General features: G+C 64.0%; 17 protein-coding genes. 11 read left to right on the top strand and 6 right to left on the bottom strand.

Going from position 1 to position 18,073, the window contains the following annotated elements; all coding sequences use genetic code 11:
• Positions 1–380: 380 nt before the first annotated feature.
• On the bottom strand, positions 381–1,730 hold the full coding sequence (locus tag EU513_RS15260) for a hypothetical protein (RefSeq protein ID WP_129627665.1): 1,350 nt from the start codon (positions 1,728–1,730) through the stop codon (positions 381–383).
• Between the two features lie 776 nt (positions 1,731–2,506).
• Between EU513_RS15260 and EU513_RS15245 the strand changes: the two genes are divergently transcribed.
• Positions 2,507–4,357: a hypothetical protein gene (locus EU513_RS15245; RefSeq protein WP_168990312.1), complete on the top strand. Its 1,851-nt coding sequence runs from the start codon at positions 2,507–2,509 to the stop codon at positions 4,355–4,357.
• Positions 4,358–4,455: 98 nt separating this feature from the next.
• Here the strand turns inward: EU513_RS15245 and EU513_RS15240 are convergent, their stop codons facing one another.
• Both EU513_RS15240 and EU513_RS15235 read right to left on the bottom strand, forming a co-directional pair.
• Positions 4,456–4,905, bottom strand: coding sequence for a hypothetical protein (locus EU513_RS15240; protein ID WP_129627653.1), 450 nt, complete (start codon positions 4,903–4,905; stop codon positions 4,456–4,458).
• Between the two features lie 20 nt (positions 4,906–4,925).
• Complete coding sequence (locus EU513_RS15235) at positions 4,926–5,639, bottom strand: ParA family protein (RefSeq protein WP_129627650.1); 714 nt, start codon at positions 5,637–5,639, stop codon at positions 4,926–4,928.
• Positions 5,640–6,408: 769 nt separating this feature from the next.
• On the opposite strand from EU513_RS15235, the gene EU513_RS15230 reads away from it, so the two are divergent.
• The 4 genes from EU513_RS15230 to EU513_RS15215 are packed head-to-tail and all read left to right on the top strand — an operon-like array spanning position 6,409 to position 9,415.
• Positions 6,409–7,020 carry a hypothetical protein gene (locus EU513_RS15230; protein ID WP_129627647.1) on the top strand — a complete coding sequence of 204 codons (612 nt, stop codon included), beginning with the start codon at positions 6,409–6,411 and terminating at the stop codon, positions 7,018–7,020.
• Complete coding sequence (locus EU513_RS15225) at positions 6,999–7,415, top strand: type IIL restriction-modification enzyme MmeI (RefSeq protein WP_129627644.1); 417 nt, start codon at positions 6,999–7,001, stop codon at positions 7,413–7,415. The genes EU513_RS15230 and EU513_RS15225 overlap by 22 nt, the downstream gene beginning before the upstream one ends.
• A complete protein-coding gene (locus tag EU513_RS15220; protein WP_129627641.1) occupies positions 7,415–8,512 on the top strand; it encodes a hypothetical protein in 1,098 nt (365 codons plus the stop codon). The genes EU513_RS15225 and EU513_RS15220 overlap by 1 nt, the downstream gene beginning before the upstream one ends.
• A gap of 9 nt (positions 8,513–8,521) precedes the next feature.
• Positions 8,522–9,415 carry a hypothetical protein gene (locus EU513_RS15215; RefSeq protein ID WP_129627638.1) on the top strand — a complete coding sequence of 298 codons (894 nt, stop codon included), beginning with the start codon at positions 8,522–8,524 and terminating at the stop codon, positions 9,413–9,415.
• Between the two features lie 212 nt (positions 9,416–9,627).
• On the opposite strand, the gene EU513_RS15210 is transcribed toward EU513_RS15215, so the two are convergent.
• Positions 9,628–10,695 (bottom strand): site-specific integrase, encoded by a 1,068-nt coding sequence (locus EU513_RS15210; protein ID WP_129627635.1) that lies wholly within the window; start codon positions 10,693–10,695, stop codon positions 9,628–9,630.
• Positions 10,696–10,893: 198 nt separating this feature from the next.
• Here EU513_RS15210 and EU513_RS15205 point away from each other — a divergent pair, with 198 nt between their 5' ends.
• From EU513_RS15205 to EU513_RS15195, 3 genes are all read left to right on the top strand, one after another.
• Positions 10,894–11,454 (top strand): GNAT family N-acetyltransferase, encoded by a 561-nt coding sequence (locus EU513_RS15205; protein ID WP_129627632.1) that lies wholly within the window; start codon positions 10,894–10,896, stop codon positions 11,452–11,454.
• 187 nt (positions 11,455–11,641) lie between these two features.
• Entirely contained in the window at positions 11,642–12,259 is a 618-nt protein-coding gene (locus tag EU513_RS15200) for a M23 family metallopeptidase (protein ID WP_061712677.1), read from the top strand.
• A gap of 1,000 nt (positions 12,260–13,259) precedes the next feature.
• Complete coding sequence (locus EU513_RS15195; protein ID WP_129627629.1) at positions 13,260–13,865, top strand: recombinase family protein; 606 nt, start codon at positions 13,260–13,262, stop codon at positions 13,863–13,865.
• A gap of 80 nt (positions 13,866–13,945) precedes the next feature.
• Here the strand turns inward: EU513_RS15195 and EU513_RS15190 are convergent, their stop codons facing one another.
• The gene (locus EU513_RS15190) at positions 13,946–14,557 is read right to left on the bottom strand and encodes a hypothetical protein (RefSeq protein WP_129627626.1); all 612 of its coding nucleotides are present in this window, start codon (positions 14,555–14,557) and stop codon (positions 13,946–13,948) included.
• Positions 14,554–14,844: a hypothetical protein gene (locus EU513_RS15185; protein ID WP_129627623.1), complete on the bottom strand. Its 291-nt coding sequence runs from the start codon at positions 14,842–14,844 to the stop codon at positions 14,554–14,556. Before EU513_RS15185 ends, EU513_RS15190 begins: the two co-directional genes overlap by 4 nt.
• Before the next feature lie 394 nt (positions 14,845–15,238).
• On the opposite strand from EU513_RS15185, the gene mobC reads away from it, so the two are divergent.
• The 3 genes from mobC to EU513_RS16215 all read left to right on the top strand — a co-directional run.
• Positions 15,239–15,544 (top strand): plasmid mobilization relaxosome protein MobC, encoded by a 306-nt coding sequence (gene mobC, locus EU513_RS16030; protein WP_168990311.1) that lies wholly within the window; start codon positions 15,239–15,241, stop codon positions 15,542–15,544.
• The gene (locus EU513_RS15175; protein WP_129627617.1) at positions 15,541–17,226 is read left to right on the top strand and encodes a hypothetical protein; all 1,686 of its coding nucleotides are present in this window, start codon (positions 15,541–15,543) and stop codon (positions 17,224–17,226) included. Before mobC ends, EU513_RS15175 begins: the two co-directional genes overlap by 4 nt.
• Before the next feature lie 329 nt (positions 17,227–17,555).
• Positions 17,556–18,073: hypothetical protein (locus EU513_RS16215; protein WP_205744816.1), on the top strand; the 518-nt coding region annotated here is incomplete at its 3' end.

Raw genomic sequence — 18,073 nt, 5'->3', positions numbered from 1 at the left:
CGCCTCTGCACTGGTGTCACCCGGCCCGCTGCCGCCCGAGCGCGACCCCACCAGACCCCCGAGCGCCCCTGGTGACACGTTCCTTACCGACACCCCAACGCGCTAGCAATGATGCCCTCGTGGATACACCTGGGTGTCATAGCAAATATTCACGAAACCCCAGTGCACATCCGGCCCGCTCGGAGCTTGCCCCGGTTTACGGACGGTTTGTACCATGACTGTTTTTCCTTCTTGGGGAACTTATTTCCGGCTCTGACGGACCCGGAGAGAACCGAATGACCCTCACTTTTATTATCGGCCGCTCGTCGACATCACCCAGAGAAAGCCGGGCCCCGCTGGTCTGCGGGGCCCGGCCTTCTCTGTGGATGGTGGTGTGCGGTTCAGCGTCCCCGGCTGCGGTCTGCGCTTCGCTCTGCTGTACGCGCCGTCGCGGTCTTGCGTGCTTTGCGGTTCTTGGGTGTGCGGCCAGCTTTGGCGACCATGGTCGCTGTAGGCGCGGAGAACCCGTGGGAGGAGTCGACGACTGCTTCGCGCGCGTCGGGTGTGACCCCTTCTGCTCTCAGGTCGGATTCATCGGCGCGGTCGTAGGCGACGTCCTCATCTTGTGCGCCCTCCTCTTGGGCTCGTTGTTCGTCGTTGTGCCACAGTTCAGCCGTTGCTTCTTCGGCGTAAGCCGTGCGGCGTTCGACGTCGGATCGGTGCTCTCCCCGTGCCGCGATCTCTGGGTCGGTGTGGGTCGCGTCGGCCTCACCGGCTCGCGCCGCAGCGCGGGCATTCGCCGCGTCGATCCGGTCGCCGTACTCGGCTGCCTGGTCGGCCAGCACGTCGACCAGCAACCAGTCCCGACCTCGGCCGGGTGCCGCGTTCTGTTGCTCACTGGCCCACTGGCCGGGGTCAGTGCCGAACCGTGCAACGAACTGGCGCCGCAGCTGCTCGGCTGCGGCCTGGTCGCCGGGGGTGCTGGTCGCGGGAACGCTCGCGGCCTGCCAGGACCGCGCCAAGTCCTCTTGCGAGATCTCCCGAGCCACTTCGGGGTCGAGGTGTTGCGCATACGCGGCACGCAGCTGTTCGTCCATGGTCGCGGTCCTCTCCGAGACCCCGGAGATCTCCTGCGTCGAAGATGCCTGGCGGAGTTGTTCGAGTTCGAGTGCTCCGCGTTCGTCGACGCCGGCCGCCCATGCTTCCTCCAAGCGGGCTGTCCGTTCCGCGTCGTCAAGACCGGCCAGGTTCTCCCCTGACCAGCGCGCCCACTCTTCTTGTCGGCTGCGCAACGGGATCGCGCCCTTATCGCGTAGCGCCGCCATGTCTGTCAGCAGTTCTGCTCCTGCGTCTGACCCATGCAGCCGCTCGTCGACGTGCCGACGGTAGTACGTCGGTGCGTGCTCGGCCGCAAATTCTTGAGCCTTACCCACGGTCAACTTCGCGACCGGCGCGGCCTTGATCTTCCACGCCTTTTCGAGTTCACGCAGTTGCGCGGCAGTGGGGTGTTCCCCGGCGGGTGGGTCCAACTCGGCACGGCCCAGGTGCCGTGCCCATTCACGCACCGCTGTTTCGTGGCTCAGCTTCCCGGTCCGGGTCCACTCATCATGATCGTTAACCAGTTGGCCGGCGACGGCGAGGTTCAGCGTCCCATCGGCCGCGAGGAGCCGATCGTCAACGTGACGGGTGTAGTACAGCGGGGCGTCTCTTTCGGCCCATTCCATCGCGCGGTGCACTCGCTCGTCGGTCACCTCAGCGACAGCTGAAGAGGAGGTGGGGCCCGCAGCGTGTGCGGCGGCTGCCCGGGCCCGCTCAAAGTCGAAGACCCCGTTACCGACGTAGATCCCGTATGCGCAAGATGGTTATCGCCCTGCTGAGCGCGGTCACCATGTTCACGGTGGCTGCTCCGACGGCACACGCAGCACCTGCAACCAAGATGTCCGCGTATCGCGGCTGCGGCTGGTGCTGACACCCTCAGTCCTTCTCTTTCGTGTCCAGTGTTAGCGGACACGCCGCATTTCGAGGGTCCGGGAATCTTTAACAGTTACACGCAAGGATGGGGGCATGGCACAGCCGCACAAGGGACAGCGTCTTCTAATCGCTAGTCGTCCCCCCCAGCGCGTCGCCGAAGTGATCCAGGCCCGAGCAGCAGAGTGTGACGTTTCGGTGAGTGAGTACGTGGCCTCAGTACTCGCAGCCCATGTGGGTCTTCCTGACGTTGCGCCTATGCCGAAGCCCCAAACGCCACAGGAAGGACTCCCACTGACCGGTACCTGAAGACGGTAAAGGCCGTTGACATGACGAAGGCCGGTGTTACCAGCACCGGCCCGCCATTTGAAAGCTGTTGAGAACGAGTTACCAGCTCGATCTCGATATAACCCTCCGTCAGAGAGGTGGCTTTGTGCTACCCAGCGTAGCTCCTACGCACCCTGTTTTCCAGCTATCGCCGCGTGTCCAGTTGGATGCTCGGTTGTTTGTGGCTGGGTCTTGGTGGTGCCTGGATGCACAGAACCGGCGAGTTCCGGGCGTGGTCGCTGCATCGTTGGATGCAGCGCTTGGGCTGATCGGTCAGGGTGCGGTGGCCACGGTGGTGGGTCGGTTGGTGCCCGGGGTGGTTGTTGTTGACGTTGATGTCGACGGCGTTGCTGGATGGGCGATCGCTGAGCACGTGTGTGCGTGGGCTGACCGAAACGCGGTGTGGCGTCTTCTGCGGCCGAGTGGGGGTGCGGATGGCCGTGCGCATGTGTTTCTCGCTGGCGGCAATCTGGAGGATCTTCCGGATTTCGTCGCGTCTCTGCGTGATTCGTATGGCGTTCCGTCGTCGATGGTGGATGTGCGCCGTGAAGTGCGCCCGTTGTCGGCGCCGCACCGTACCGGGGTGGATACAGCCCCGTTGGGGGATGTGAGGGCCGCTCAGCAGGCCCTGGTCGCCACCTTGATGGATGCGGCGATCGCCGCGCCGTCGCCCTTGCCGGTCGACGACCGGGCTGATGTGGCGCTGATGCCGGTGCGGCGGCGGACGCGTCGTGACCTTCCTCGCGAGTGGTCTACCTACCTGCTCACTGGGGTTGCGCCGGCCTTTCAGGAGGGCGCGGATTCTTCCCGTTCCGCGGTGGAGCATGTGGCCACGGTGCGGATGGTGCAGGCGGGGTGGACCGCCCCGGAGGCGTGGGCGACGATCCAGGCAGCTCATCCAGAAGCGATGCAGCGCGCCCGCGAGTCATACCGGCGCTGGGTCCGCACTGCCTGGAACACCGCGGTCCGGCGCGATGACGCGCACCAGCCAGTCCCCACCCCAGACGACCCTGTCGCCGAGGCGGTTCTCGCGGCCAGGTGTGCCCTGCTCGAGGTGGCTTGGACGCTGCCGCCCAAGGCGCGCCCCGGCCTACTGACCGTGGGGCACGCGGTCTTGGACCGGATGGAGCGCACGAACTGTCTGCGGGTCCCGGTGCCTGAACGAAACCTGGTGCTGGACACGGGGGTAGCCGACCGCCGCACTATCCGCACCCAGCTGCGACGGCTTCATGCCGGCGGCGTCGGGCGACTGCACAAGGACTCCTTCGTCCCCGCGAGGCACTCCTCGTCGTACGAGTTCGAAATCCCGCCCTTGGCTGACGGGGTGTCGATTATTGACCCACCTAGTTTTCACACCCCCTACGCCCACATCCACCCCTCTAGCCTGCACGGACCCCGGCACACCTGGACCACCCTGCGCCACCTCCCTGCAACGCCCACCCCGCCCACCGAGCTCGCTCAGCTTTGCCTGCTCACGGACTCCCCCACCAGCACGGCTACCCCCCGCCAACTGCGCACGCTGCTCCAGGGTCTACACACGCTGCAGCGAGAAGGCCTCGCAGCGTGCACCGCTGACGGGCTCTGGCACAGGACGCTAGCGCCCATCCCGCGGGAACTACTCCTGCTCGACCAGCAGCAACGGGCACCGCTGCGTGCAACGGTGCAGGCTGAGCGTGCAGCCTGGCGATCTGGAAGCTCCTGGAGCAGGGCTCGTGCTGCAGCGGTGAAGGCTGACCGTGCTCGACAACGCCAGTGGTGGGGTTCGCTGTCGGAGACTGAACGTGCACACCGTCGTCAGGAGTGGTCGGAGAAGTTCGCCGGTTTGTCGCTGGTGGATCAAGAACGGGTGAAAGCGCACCTGGCTCAACGGGACCAGATCAGTGGGGTCGCCCCGGATGATCGTCGTCGAGCATGGCTTGCCAGCTTGGCTGAGGGTGAGTTTGCCGCTCGGTCTCAGCAGCGCGCGGCATGGTTCGAGGGGCTTCCAGATCCGTTGAAGATCGCGCACGCCACTGCATGGGCTCGCGATCGTGCTCGCGTCGCGCAGTCAAGGTTGGCGACCACGTCGGTTCGTCGGCAGTGAGTTCAGCACTCCCCGTGGTCGAGTAAAAGGCGAATGTGTTTGTGCCTCAACGGGTTCCAAACGCCTTAGAACCCCTCAAACACGCCACCCCACGCGCCCTAGAGCCGTTTCCTGCCGATCGCCTGCTCAGGAACTTGCTCCGCGCGCCCACGCAGCTCATCGATGACCTGCTGCGGCGTCATGCTCTCCATCAACCGCTGAACCGCCAACCGAACAACCGCGCTCCGCGAGGCATCAACCTTCGGCTTAGCGCGCCGTCCATCGATCGCGATGTCTTCCAACCACTCATTCGCCGACTCATCCAGGTAGATCGTCGACCGCACCAACGGAGCCAGCGGCGCACTCTGAGCCGGCGACACCGCCTTCACCACCGGCTTAGCCACCTTCTGACGCGGCGCAGACACGACCTCGGCCGCGGGCGCATCCTCCACCACAGCCGCTGGGGCTGGTTCCGGCTTCTGCTTTGCAGGATTGCGCGGCGGAGGCGCGTGACGCGCAGAGTTCCTCTTCTTCGCCTTCTCCGACGCCTCATCACGGGACTGCTTCATCGCGGCGAGACCATCAATCGTCATTTCACGTACTCCTTCACGTAGTCAGCCAGCTCCCGGTAGGCATCAACAGCGCCCTGGAACGCCTTCGGTGTCGGATCCTCAGCACTCATCGCCATCCGCCGCTTCCGCGTGCCGATCTTGCTGACGTAGGGAATCGGGGGACCGACCCGCACCGGGGTCTGATCCACGATCGCGCCCAACCGCTTCACCTCGGCTGCAGGCGGGATACGAGGCACCATGTTCGGCACCAGCACCAACGGGTAATCAGCCATCTCCCGCACCAACTGCTCAGTGCCGTTCAGGTCATTGGTACGCAGCCCGGTCGGCGACAAGATCACGTTCGCGATCGACATCGCACCGTGAGTCGGAGCTGACGCACCCGGGTGAGTGTCCACCACAACCCACTCACTGCCCCACCCCCCCGCCCACCGATCAATCAGATCAGCCCAATCCTCTGAACTGAGACCAACATCGACCAGGTCCGGGCTACCAGGAACCAAGTGCGGCTTACGAAAACCCTTGAGAAAACGAGGAGTTCGATCCCGCTCAATCGCCGAAAGCAGAGCATCTGTCGCGCGTCCCTCATGCCGATAACCCCAGGTGGAGCTCACTCCCCCACCGTCCCACTCAAGGTCCAGCAGCACCGCGTCCAAGACCGCAGCCAACTCATAAGCCACGGTGCTCTTACCCACGCCACCCTTACGCGAAGCCACAACACAGATGTTCACCATGCCCACAACGTTAGCACGCTACAACGTCATAGCGTTCTAACGTTATAAAGCCCAGGGAGAAGGCGTTGAAAGCGCGAACTTCAATCGACTCCCCATCGGACACCCTGTGGGAACTCGTCAGTCCAAATGTTTAAACGTTTAAACGTCATAACGCTTAAACGTCCGAACAGTTACAACCGTGTGACGCTGGGGACGTTCTAACGTTAGAACACCTAGAGGGAAATAGCGGAGCGCGCGGGCCCATCTACTCGCATGGGAGCCCCTGGAAAACTGGCGTCACAGCAGCGTTTAAGCGCTGTGGGGTTGGAACGGTAAAGCGGCATAACGCCTAAACGTCTTGTAGCTAGAACGTTGTGGAGTTTCGACGTTGTAGCGGCTAAATACCACTAGGGATAATTCTAAGTAGCGTTGGAACGCTACAGCGTTTAAGCGTTCTAACGTTAAAACGCTGTAGCGTTGCGTTGGTTGACCGCCCGTAGCGTGGGAAATCCGCGCTCTTCTGATGTGTTGGTGCAGGTCGTAGGTCATGATTCTGACCATGGCGGCCACGGTGTACGACGTTCTGAACCAGTTGCGTGAGCAGTCGACCTCGGAGGATCAGTGATCGGCAATGCCCAAACATCGTGTTTCGATGGCCGCGCCGTCCGTTGAGGTGGGTCGCTCTGGCGTGTCATTCGTTGTTCATTCGGCTGACGCTCAGCTGGGTGAACTCACCGTTAGTAACGGTGGGGTCCGGTGGCGTCCAAGTCGTCATCGAGCACCCATATTCGTGGACTGGGAGAGGCTCGCCGAATTGCTGGGGGGCACACAAGTTTCCGACCTAGCCAGCTCGCCGTTGTCCGTCAGCCCGACGCCCGACTATTACGCCTGCCCGCGGTGCCAGCTCGAAGCCTTGACCTACAAGCCGGATGAGGTCGACGGAGTGGACTGGACTGTCACACATCAGTGCGATGAGTGCGGCATGGTCGCGCACCATACGGTGGGGGAGTCTGTCGTCCTGGCTTCTCGCAACGATCTTTACCGCCGACTCGGATTAGGTGATGGCTACCGCTTCGAGGACTGGCTCGACGACTACTCGGACGGCACGTGCTGCGTAGGTGAGAACGGCGACGGAGACGACTTAGAAATCCTCTGCTACAAATCCAACTTCCGCGTCGGCATCAACTTCCCGACCAACCTCAGGACGGTGTTGGGAGAAATTCAGTCGGCAGAAGACGCCGAGCGGGAAGACTGGCTCCGGTTCACCGGAGAGGCTGCTCGTCGACTGATTCCGGTATCCAAATGCGATGGCTGGGGGGATTGGTACGTTGGCGAGGAGAAAATGCCGGAGGGCTGGGTCTACGAAGAGGAAGACGACGTTTGGCAGCCACCACCGTCATGATCTGCGAGGGATGCAAGGACGCCCACGAGGCCGCCGACTGCATCGACACGAAAGCCGGCCGCACCTACAACTTCCCCCTCCCAGCCATGCCCGCCGACCAACGACACGCCATCGAAGCGGCCGGTCAAGCAATCCTCGACGCCCGTGCCGAACGACCCGAGATGTCGCTCGAAGACCACTACAGCCCGACCAGGATGACCGAGGCCGTACGCGAGGCGCACACCAGACTTGACCGGTTGGTGGACCAAGTTTTCGGTATCACGGAACTCGATCCGACGTTCCTTCGTCGGCAAGAGGTCCTCTTCGCCCACTACGAGGAACTCAGTGCCCACCTCCTCACGACGGCTGCCACCCCAGCCCGCAAGCGGTCCCCTCGGACGCAGCGAGGGAAGTGATGTATCCCGTTCCATCTGGCCCGAGCCTTACTGAGCGTGAGCTACTTGACCTCGACAAGCGGTATCTCACCTCCGACCCAGCAGGAGCAGCCTTCGCCAGAATCGAGGCGATCCTGCACGCGACCGACGGACACCTCAACACGCTCGAGCGCTCTGGTGATAACTGGGATCAATTTGCGCAGTTGCTCGGCAACGTGGCCGAAGCCGATCCGCGGCAAGCTCAGAACGAACTACACGCAGTCACAGATGCGATCCAAGCGCGTCACCACGCGGCTGAATCGCTCCTCCGCCTCCTCTATGCACTTCTTAAACGCCGACACACTGAGCGGCCAACTAGCCTCTGGCTGACGATCATCGACAGCCCCACGAGGTGGAACGACCTCGCAGAGGAGTACGCAGCAGTCCTGCCCGTCGACCCTTTGCCGGTCTTCGCCGGCCTCCTGTTCCCCCTCCCCGTAGGAACAACCCTGTCGGACACGCAGGTCGACGCGGTTCAGAACTCAATCTTGTGGATTAACCGAGCCTGGGATCTCGTGCTGCCGGGCCACCTTGACGTGAACGCCGCCTACAACAAAATCAAGCACGGCGTCGCGGCCCGACCTGAAGACTCACTTCGACTGACCTTCACCAATGAACCTCCGAGCCCAGAAGGTGAGGTCAAGCTCTCTGCACTCACCGGAGACTCCGCATTCGACCTCTTCGACACCACTGTTCTCGAGTTCATCAGCCGACCCGGGAGTGCCAAAGGTGAGGAGAAGAACGGCTACGAGCGCACGCTGCTGCGCATCGACATCCCGGCGGTCCTCGCCGAAGCGTGGATGTTCGCCCGCACCCATGCGGCTCTGTTCCACACCGCGGCGTTCCGGCTTCAGGAAGCAAGCGCGTCAGACATCCGACTGCCGCCGTACTCAAGGCCTTCGACGGGACCAGCACCGGACGAAGTTCGCCGAGCCCCCGTCGACGGGATGCGGTTCCCGCTCACCACTACGCCGTCCGGCAAGATACAACGCCCTTCACTGATCGCATTCTCGGATGGGAGTGCACGGACCGTCACCTTCGGTCCCGGCGCCCCAGCTCGCGTCATCGACGACGGATAGCGGGGTGGCATGACTACTTTCGAGGCGGTACGCACACCGACGCTCACCGATCGCGTGTCAGAGTTCGTATTTCGGTGCGGACGAGTGTTGGCTGTGCCAATCGCACACGATTCCGACCTGCTCGGCGAAGCCCACGCGATGTCGTTACGTAAACGCGACGACGGATCTGCGGAAGTGTGGAAGCTCCTTCCACCCGAGGTGCAACTCGACGCCCTCGCCGCCCGCGCCCGCCCGCTCCTCCTCGAAGATCGCTGCAGCTACAAGACAGGACTGAAGGCATTACGCAGACTCGGCAAAGCGACGAACCACCCGCGCTGGGTCGAGTACGACGAGGCGATCCGCGACCTTCGCGAGGGATGGGAGACAGCCGCAAACGCCCAGGGCTCCCGCTACTTCCTCTCAGAGCAGCGACTCGACTCGGACCTCGATCCCCAGTCATGGTCGGACACAGAACTCGCCGCAGCCTGGAAATACGGCGACCTGGTCCATGCCGACGAGGGAAAGCAACACGTGTCCGAGCGACGAGAGCGGATGATCGCAGGATGGTCCACCCATGCTGAGATCTGCTCTCTTGCAAGGACATCCGTTAGTTTCGTCCAAGGGTTCAACGAGGAACTTGAGCTCGGTATACCCGCTACGGCCTTCGAGACTGAAGACCTCCCCTCAGGTTGGGTGCACCTTGGCAACGCATCCACAGTCTGGTCGCCGAGCATTGCAGACCAAGCGAGCGGGACTTCGAGCGCCACATGGCGTCGCTACCTTGAAATGGAGGACCTGCCTGCTGGCGACAACCCACTCGCCGAGCTCGCTCCGGGACAGTGGCTGCGCGTTGTTGCGCATCCCTCTGCTGTCCACGCCGACGACTCGCTCAAACCCGGGAGCAGCAACACGGCCAGAACGTAGAGGGGCATCCCGTTGGCCAACCCGACGGTGCTCGGCCCGGCACCATCGTCACCAACACCTTCATCACCATCGGAATGCTCAATAGTGAGGCCGAGGCGCTCTTGACGTACTTGAAGTCGAGGTTCGCTCGCGCGCTCTTGGGTGTCCTCAAAGTGGCCCAAGATAACGCTCGTCCAGCGTGGGCCCACGCTGGAATGACGGGCGGGTGAGGATCAGAGGCCGAGGCTGGTTGCGGCGTTGTCAGTCCAGGCGTTGTGGATGCGGACGTATCCGCCGAGGGTGGCCAGCGACCGGTGTCGGGATTGGTGGGCGATCGCGCGGTCGGTCGCCCCGCGCAGGTGGGCGTAGGTGATAAACCCCGCGCGCAGGGAGTGTGCGGAGTAGGGGAGTGGGTCGATCCCAGCGCGTGAAATCGCTTGTTGCACAAGGCTGTTGACCGACTCGGGATGCAGCGGCCGGCCACTCGCCTTATTCCCCTTGGTCACTCCTTGGAAGACGGGGCCGGTGGTGATCTGGGCGTGCTCGAGCCAGGCGCGCAGTGCGGTGACCGGGCAGCGGTCGGGGTTGCCGGAGCGGGGGAGGACCACGAGTTCGGCTTCGGTGCCGTGCTGGTTGGTCTTGGACCGGGGCAGGGACAGGACGAGCCCGTTGGGGTGCTCATCGACGTGCTCGACCTGGAGGGCAGCGAGTTCGCTGCGGCGCAGGGCGCCGACGAAACCGACGAGCAGCACGGCTTTGTCGCGGTGCCCGGCCAGGTCGGGTTCGGGCGCCTTGCCTTTGGTCTTCCATGTTTTGGTGGTGGGGCAGGCGGAGAGGACGTCAAACAGCTCCGGGGGCATGAGAGGGGCGGCTTGGTCTGGTGGTGCGCCGTGGGTGCGGCGGATCCCTTCCCAGACTGCGACCACCCGGGCGTTCGCGGTGGGGTCGGGCAGGTCCTGCAACTGGTGGACGAACTTCAGTGCGGACAAGCGCCGACTCATCGTGCCGACCTTCGCGCCGGCCCTGGCCAGGTCGGACAGGTATCCGGTGATCGTCGAGGCGGCCGCCGGCAACGGGTCCCGGTCATGCTGGGCGCACCAGGTGGTGAATTCGGTCCAATCCGAGCGGTACCCACGCAACGTGTTTGCCGCCCGCGCCGCCTCGACATACTCGGTCTCGGCCTCGGTGAGCGGTACGTCGTCGAGCAGCTGTACCGCATCTGTGGTCGCTGACACCCGTGCGATCGTCCCCGCGACCGAGTACGTCGAGGGCGTTGCGGGTGGGTCGGTCGGCGTGGCCATGACGGACACCCTATGTGTTTATTACACGGGATTCCATAAATTATCCCATGTAATAGGTGGCATGCAGGCCACTTCACCAGATGTCACCGACACGGAGGGGTGCAAGAACCTTCGTTTGAGCTACGCGGCGAATGTGCTGGCTGGCGGGCGAACAATCTTGGGCGCGGAAGTTCCAGGGCATCGGGCACGCTGTGAACTATGCGATCATCAGCCACCCAAATCCTCGTCGAGCCGCACGAGCAGCTCACCGCGCACCGGATTGATCAACTCCGGGCGCTTTTCGATCATGAGTACCTCACCACGCACGGCGAGTGGGATCTTGAGCAGCCTTACGGTTACGCACCGCACGACGTCCATCTGATCGCCACCGCTATGGGCGCCGTCGTTGGCCACGTGGGATGGGCCAAGCGCGTCATCACGGTCAATGGGCAGGAAGTGACCATCGCTGGTGTTGGTGGAGTCTTAGTTTCACCTGCTGGCCGTGGTCACCACCTCGGCCAGCAGCTTATGGAAGCCGCTCGCCAGTCAATGCTCGCTGACCCCGACATAGAGTTCGGCTTCCTCGGCTGCGCCGAGTCTGTCGTGCCGTTCTACGCCTCATCTGGCTGGCAGCGCATCAGTGCGCCAGAACGGTGGATCAGCCGAGAGGGGCGCGCGATCTCCTCGCCAGCAGGACACCCCCTCTTCATCCTGCCGGTGCATGGCAATGCTGCTGAGTGGCCGACCGGCGAGGTGGACTTGAAGGGGCGATCGTGGTGACCGTGTGGACGCTACGCGTGTAGCTCAAACGGTCGTTTGCGGAACACCCTGCGATGTCGACCGCGGGCGAGAATCAACCGCCTGGGGGATGAATAGGTGGGAGGCTAGTGGGAGCGTCGAGTAGCGCCACGGGGAGGCTTGCATCTTCGCTTCACAGTCGTCGCGTCTGACCAAGAAAGGAAACCGGGTGGCCGACCTCCTTGACCTCGAGTACCCATTCACAGGTCGATGGCTCGTCCAGAACAGCCCGGCCAATCGCGTGCCCAGCCACGGCACAGCGTTGTTCGCGACGTCGTACGCGATCGACTTCGTGCCCGTCAACGACGCGGGACGCTCCGCGCCCATCACGCTCGGCTCGTTGCTGCGCTCCGAACGCCCGGAGCGATTCCCGGGCTTCGGGCGCAGCGTGCTGGCACCTGTGCAGGGAGTCGTGATCGCAGCACATGACGTCGAGCCGGACCATCCCGCGCATCGCGGATTCCCCTCGATCGGCTACGCCCTCACCCAGCAACGTCGAGCACAGGCGGGATGGGTAGCGCTTGCCGGCAACCACGTCTTCATCGAAAGCGGCGGAATCGTGGTAGCCCTCTGCCATCTCGTCCATGGCAGCGTGCGCGTACAGCCAGGACAGCACGTACAGGTCGGTGACGTGCTCGGGCAATGCGGGAACTCCGGGAACAGCACCGAACCGCACGTTCATGTCCAAGCGATCGACACCGCTGACATCGCTCGCGCCAATGCAGTCCGCCTCACCTTCAACGGCTTGCTCCCACGCAATGGCGACGTCATCGACGCCACCGCGTGACGGCATCCCGCGCACCTAGGATCCGGCCCTCCTTCGATCCCGTCGCTGGATACGGGCAACTGCCGAGCTGGTCGCGAAGACCCGAGAGGATCGCTCGACACCGGTACGAGGCCGCCGCCGCGTTGACGTGGCCACCCGGCTGGAAGGTCGCTGTCTCGGCAACCACTCGCCGACGGGATCAACGCGGCCGACACAGCGGCGCCGGACACTTAGCAGCGAGACCTTCGTGACAGCTGCCACTGCGGCTCACAGTGTCCGGTGAGACCCCGTTTAGTTCGATGGTCCTGGTAGCAGGTCAACGGGCGCCCACTGCCACGCAGCGTTGCAATTGCCCTGACCGCGCTCAACGTGGGTGATCATCACCAGATACCGATGCGGGGTCGAGGCAACGCGTGTGCCCTCGTACGGCGCCACGTCGAGAACGCTGTCGTGGTGAGCGTTGGTGGTGTTTAGAAGGCACAGTCGTTCATGGTCGCCTTTGTGAACGCGCCAGCCGCTGCTCTGCGGATACGCAGCAACGTAGTGCTCTTGGACCGTTCTCCAGGAAGCCCGACCAACGTCAACGACCTGGATCTTTCCGCGCAAGGGGTCGTCATCGTCAGAAGCGTTAGACGTCGCCACGACCGAGGCTCCTGGTGGCAGAGGTGCGGGCGTCGGATACCTCAGCCCACTCTGACCTGAGCAAGCGGACGCCACAACAACCCCAGCGGCCACGGCCGCCCTCTCTACCCAAATCAGCACCGGCTGAGCGTATCTAGCAGCGTGGGACGCCGGCCCCCTGCAAGGCTCCCATAACACCGTGTTTCCGAGGTGCGCGGCAGCTTCGGTGCCGCGACCAGTGACGATCGTTTTCGGTCACCCCACGCCGGACCCTCAAACCGGTCCACATCGGTGTTCGAAAACCCTGCTCACTGAGCGCTACACTCGAAACCTCTCAGTTTCGGCACTTTCGAACATTTGATGAAGGGCGGCGGTCGTGACCCAGTGGGGATACGCGCGAGTGAGCACCCTTGATCAAGACGCCGCCATGCAGCTCGACGCGCTCCAGCGCGCCGGCATTGCGGCGGAGCACATCGTCACCGATCACGCCTCCGGCACGAAACAGGACCGGCCGGGGCTCAACGCCCTGTTGGCTCAGCTCAAGGCAGGGGACGTGCTCACCGTGTGGAAGCTGGACCGCCTCGGGCGCTCACTGTCGCACCTGATTGCTGTCGTCGACGAACTCCGGCGGCGCGAGATCGAGTTCCGGTCGATCACTGAGGCCATCGATACCACCACCCCGGCCGGGACGTTGCTGTTCAACCTTGTCGGGGCCGTTGCCCAGTTCGAGCGAGATATCACCGCTGAGCGGACCAAGGCTGCGCTGGCGGCCGCCAGGGCGAGTGGGAAGCCGCTTGGTCGCCCCTCGCGGGTCAACCGTCACCAGTACGCCCTGATTCACCAGATGAACGCCGCGGGGGAGCGGCAGGCCACGATCGCAGCCACTGTCGGGCTGTCGAGGGCAGTCGTCGGTCGGGTCATTCGTGGGGAGATCGCGTCACTCACCCGGTTCGACGATCTGACTGAGGGCCCCAAGGCCCTGCCGATGTACGAACCGAACGCATAGCTGGCACACGAGGGCAAGGGGAACCAGCGCAGCAGCCGATCAGCGACAACACCATCGCGAACTACTCGGATCGCCCTCAGTCAGTCTTGGGCACTGTTGCGGCGGACGCGGACGACCCTGGAGAGCCAGGCCAGGCCGTCGATCTGGCGTACCTCTACGAGGAACTCTTGGTCGAGCTCATCGGCGTAGAGCACCACCTGGAACACGCCTTCTTCTGGGGTCGAGATCTCCCGGGTCGTGAGATGTGCACTTCTCGACCCAGTCCGTCGGTCGACCGCTTGCATGGCTTCGGACTCTGCTGAGGTCTCATCGAAGGTGAGACATAGGTCCGGGTCCAGCCTTTGGTCCTGCCGTATGCGCCTCACCGCGTTCATGCCGAGGACCCCGAGGGCAGCGAGCAGGCCGCTTGTGAGATCGGCGCTGACGGTCATCAAGAACTCAACACTCGCTGCTGAGGGGCCCCAGCGGGTTTCGTTGCGCTGCGTGGACAGGATGTAACGCTCCCCGCAGCAACCGCCGCCCACGCTGGAGGCGATGCCCTTCAGCTCCTCTCGAGTTTCCTTCTCATTCCAGGACAATTCGGGATTGAAGGTGAGCACCCAGGACTCATCCAGCTCCGGCCCCATCATCGTCTCGGAGAGCCGAACGTCGATCACTACCCGGTCGGCGTAGTTGTCCAGATCCATGCTCATTCTTGACCGTCACCTTCAGTGTGAGTGTGTGAGCTCTTCCGCGCTGCTGTCTTTCGGGCTGGTCGCCCCCCGCGCCTGGTGGGCGGCTGGGAAAAGCCCAGCCGTTTCAATTCGGCGGCCGACCACCCCGCAGAGGTTGCGGCACTCCACGCTTCGGCTTCCCCGCGCTCCGCCGCCTGCAGGGCCTCGCGGAGCCGACCAACCTCGTTCCGTCTGCGCTCGAGCTCTTCGACGCTGGCGACACGGCCGGCGAGCAGTTCTTGTGCCTTGGTGGTGATCTCGCTCATGCACTCATGGTAAGCCGGGCCGTCGACATGCCGGCCGCATCAGACCGCCCCCTAGGGGCTTCGGCTCCCGGCAGGGGCATTAGCGCGGAAGCGCCACCGTCTCGGCCGGAGCAAGTCGGAGGTTTAGGTGCCTTAAGTCGCTCCTTGGGCTTCGCCTGGCGGATCGACTTATGAGAGACTGACGAGCGCAAGCGGTAGTTTTCGACGGCGGCGCGGCCGCTCGTCGCCGAGTTTGGCGGGAGGTATCGCGGTGGCCGACCAGGGCTCTGATTCGCCTGACTCGCCTGATTCGTCGTCGCGTCCCGCCAGGTTGTTCCGCGGTCGTCGCCGGTCGAACTCCGCTGGGGGTGCTCGTGACTTTCGTACGGTCATTCGCCATTCCGAGGAGGAGTGGGTGCGGGTGCAGGCGTTGGCTGCCGTGCAGGGCATTTCGGTTCCGCGGTTGTATGAACGCGCGTTGACGACGGGTGGTGTTGTCGCGTCGGCGAAGCTGTCGCGGATCCATGACGAGCTGTACGGAGTGCGCCGTTTGCTTGCGATCGACTCCAACAACTTGAATCAGTTGGCGCGGGTCGCGAACACGACGGATCGGTTGGATGCCGAGCAGGAACTGTTGGCCACGATTGAGCATCTGTCGAAGGTTGCGGACCGGATCACGGCACTCATCGAGCAGCTTCCGGAGTCGGAGCGCACGCAGTGAGGATCAGCGTCTTGAAGTCCGGCTCGGATGCGGCGGGCCTGACCCGCTACCTGTACGGGACAGGTAAAGCGAACGAGCATTCCAACCCGCACTTGGTGGCTGGTTCGCCCGGCCTCGAGCTCGAATGGGCGGGCGAGTTGTCCCTCAAGGAGGCGACCATTCTTGGGCGGGTCGTCGAAGGTGCGTGGCGCGAGAACTACGTGGAGCAGCTGGCCCTAGTGGGTTCTTCGCAGGGTGGAATCAGCCGCGCTCAGCTGCACCGCGACGGTGTTGAAGCGACCGGTCGGACGCACATGTTCCATGCGTCAATGGCACTGCCTCCTCACCACGAGAAGCTGTCCGACGAGCAGTGGCACACCCTTGCTCACGAGTACGTGAGGCGCATGGGGTTCGTCGACGAGAACGGTCACGGATCGTCGTGGGTCGCGGTTCGTCACGGTCTGTCCGCGAAGGGCAACGATCACGTTCACGTGATGGTGAACCTTGTTCGCAACGATGGCAGTTGGGCGTCGGAACACAAGTCCAAGCTCGCCGCCGACCGCATCGGCCGAGAGCTTGAGCTGGAGTTCTCCGCCTTCCTCTCCCCCACCTACGCGCAACCTGCCGTCGAGAGTGAACGGCAGCCCGGTTTCAGCGCTTACTCCCAGGCTGAGTTGCGTCGGGCGGAGGAACGAGAACTATCCGGGCGTGGTCCGATCGACCCGGACCGGGTGCACTTGCAGCGGGTCGTTCGTGGCATCGCGATGGGATCTCGGACCGAGGCCGAATGGTTGAACAACCTCGCGAACCAGGACCTGGAGATCGTGCCCCGGTGGGCACCCGGTGGGCGGGAGAAGGTCACCGGGTACAGCGTGTGTTTCGCCGATCAGGAATCGGTCCGGATCGCGGCCTCGAAACTCGCACCGGACCTCACCCTGACCTCGTTGCGCCGGTCGTTGTGGGAGATGAACGAAACCCCTGAAACGAGGGCACAAGCGTTGGCTTTGTGGCGGGACGAAGCTCCCGTCACCGATCCTGAACCTGTTGACGCGCCGGCGGAGTTGGAGCAGGCAAACCATCATTTGGCCGATTGGGAATCCGATGTGCGGCAGACCGACCCGCACGACGTCGACCAGTGGCGATCGCACGCGGCAACGGCCGCGAGCCTGCTCGCGTTGGCTGCGATTCATCACCCCGACCGCGAAACGGGTTCCCAGCTCGGCACCGTCGCCGACGAAGCCGCGCGGGTCTCGTTCGAGCCACAGCAGCCACGGCACCGCAGCTATGGTCACGGCAGCCTGCAACCACGCACCAGCAGTGCCGGGCTCGCGCTGGTGCATTTCAACCTTGCGCTGCGCGCGTCGTCGACCACCTCGGCCCGGGGCTGGTACGCGGTCATGAAGCAGATGCAACGCACCATGCGCGCGGTGCATGACGCCCAGGTGGCGCGAGGCGAACTGCTCGATGCCACGCGCAACAATGAACTTGTAGCGGCCCACCTGGATCCGTACACCGATGTCCCCGCCAATGCCGACGCCCCGGTCACGCCGCCAGCCACGAGGGACCCTGCGGTCCGCGACTCCACCCGCCAGACCGGGGTCCCGGTGCAGCTGCCGCACCGCGGTATCGACCTGGGCGAACGACCGGGCTTGCCCGGCCGCCACGGTCCAAGCACGGACCTCCGACGTGGCCACGAGCGTTAGATGGCCGGATCGGGCGGCGGAAACGGCCCGGTCAGCAGGTAGATCCGGTCAGCGACCGAGTACTTCGACCGCTTCAGGTTCTGTTTCCAGGACTCTGGGGACGTGCTCGTCTCGACTGCCTGCTCCGAGGGCAGCGGTGAACCGATGATCGCCTCAAGCCGCGTCCTCGCGGCCGGCCAATCCGGCTCCTGCGCTAACAACCGCCCAAACGTCGCACCGTGCTTCCCATGACTCTCGCACCGTTGCTTCTCACCGGAGGTCCCGCCGCTGGCAAGAGCAGCACTGCGCTCGCGCTGGCCGCAACGACCGTACGTACCGCGTTCATCGACGTGGACGACATCCGCCAGCTGGTCAAGAACGGCGGCGCCGCACCATGGGACGGTCCCGAGGGGACGGCCCAACAACAGCTCGGGGTCCGGAACGCCGCAAACCTCGCGACGAACTTCCTCGCTGCAGGGATCAACGTGACCATCGCTGACGTGGTCAATTCGACAACGCTGGCGCTCTATCGCGAACTCCTGCCCAGCCTCAGGGTCATCCGCCTAGCCCTGGGTCTGGAAGAAGCCCGCCGTCGTGCCACGCAGCGTCCGGTGTTCCTGACGGACGTCGAATTCGATGAACTTCACCACCAGCAGGCGGCGTCCTTGAAGGTGGATCACGAGCTTCCGGTGGCCGGCTTCCCGCGAGGCGCAGGTCGAAGCGGCGCGGAGGTTGTGGATCGCTTGAGGCAAAGCCACCAGTACCCCCTCTTCGGGATGGGTTGGAGGCCGCACCGATTTCGCCTGTCTGGTTGCAAGGCCAGGCCGAGGCAGAACTCCGCATCTGCCGCTGTTCGCAGCGGGGGCAT

This window comes from Yimella sp. RIT 621, from assembly GCF_004146205.1.
In the GTDB taxonomy this organism is placed as follows: Bacteria; Actinomycetota; Actinomycetes; order Actinomycetales; family Dermatophilaceae; genus Yimella; species Yimella lutea.
This window is presented reverse-complemented; position numbering and strand designations above follow the sequence as displayed.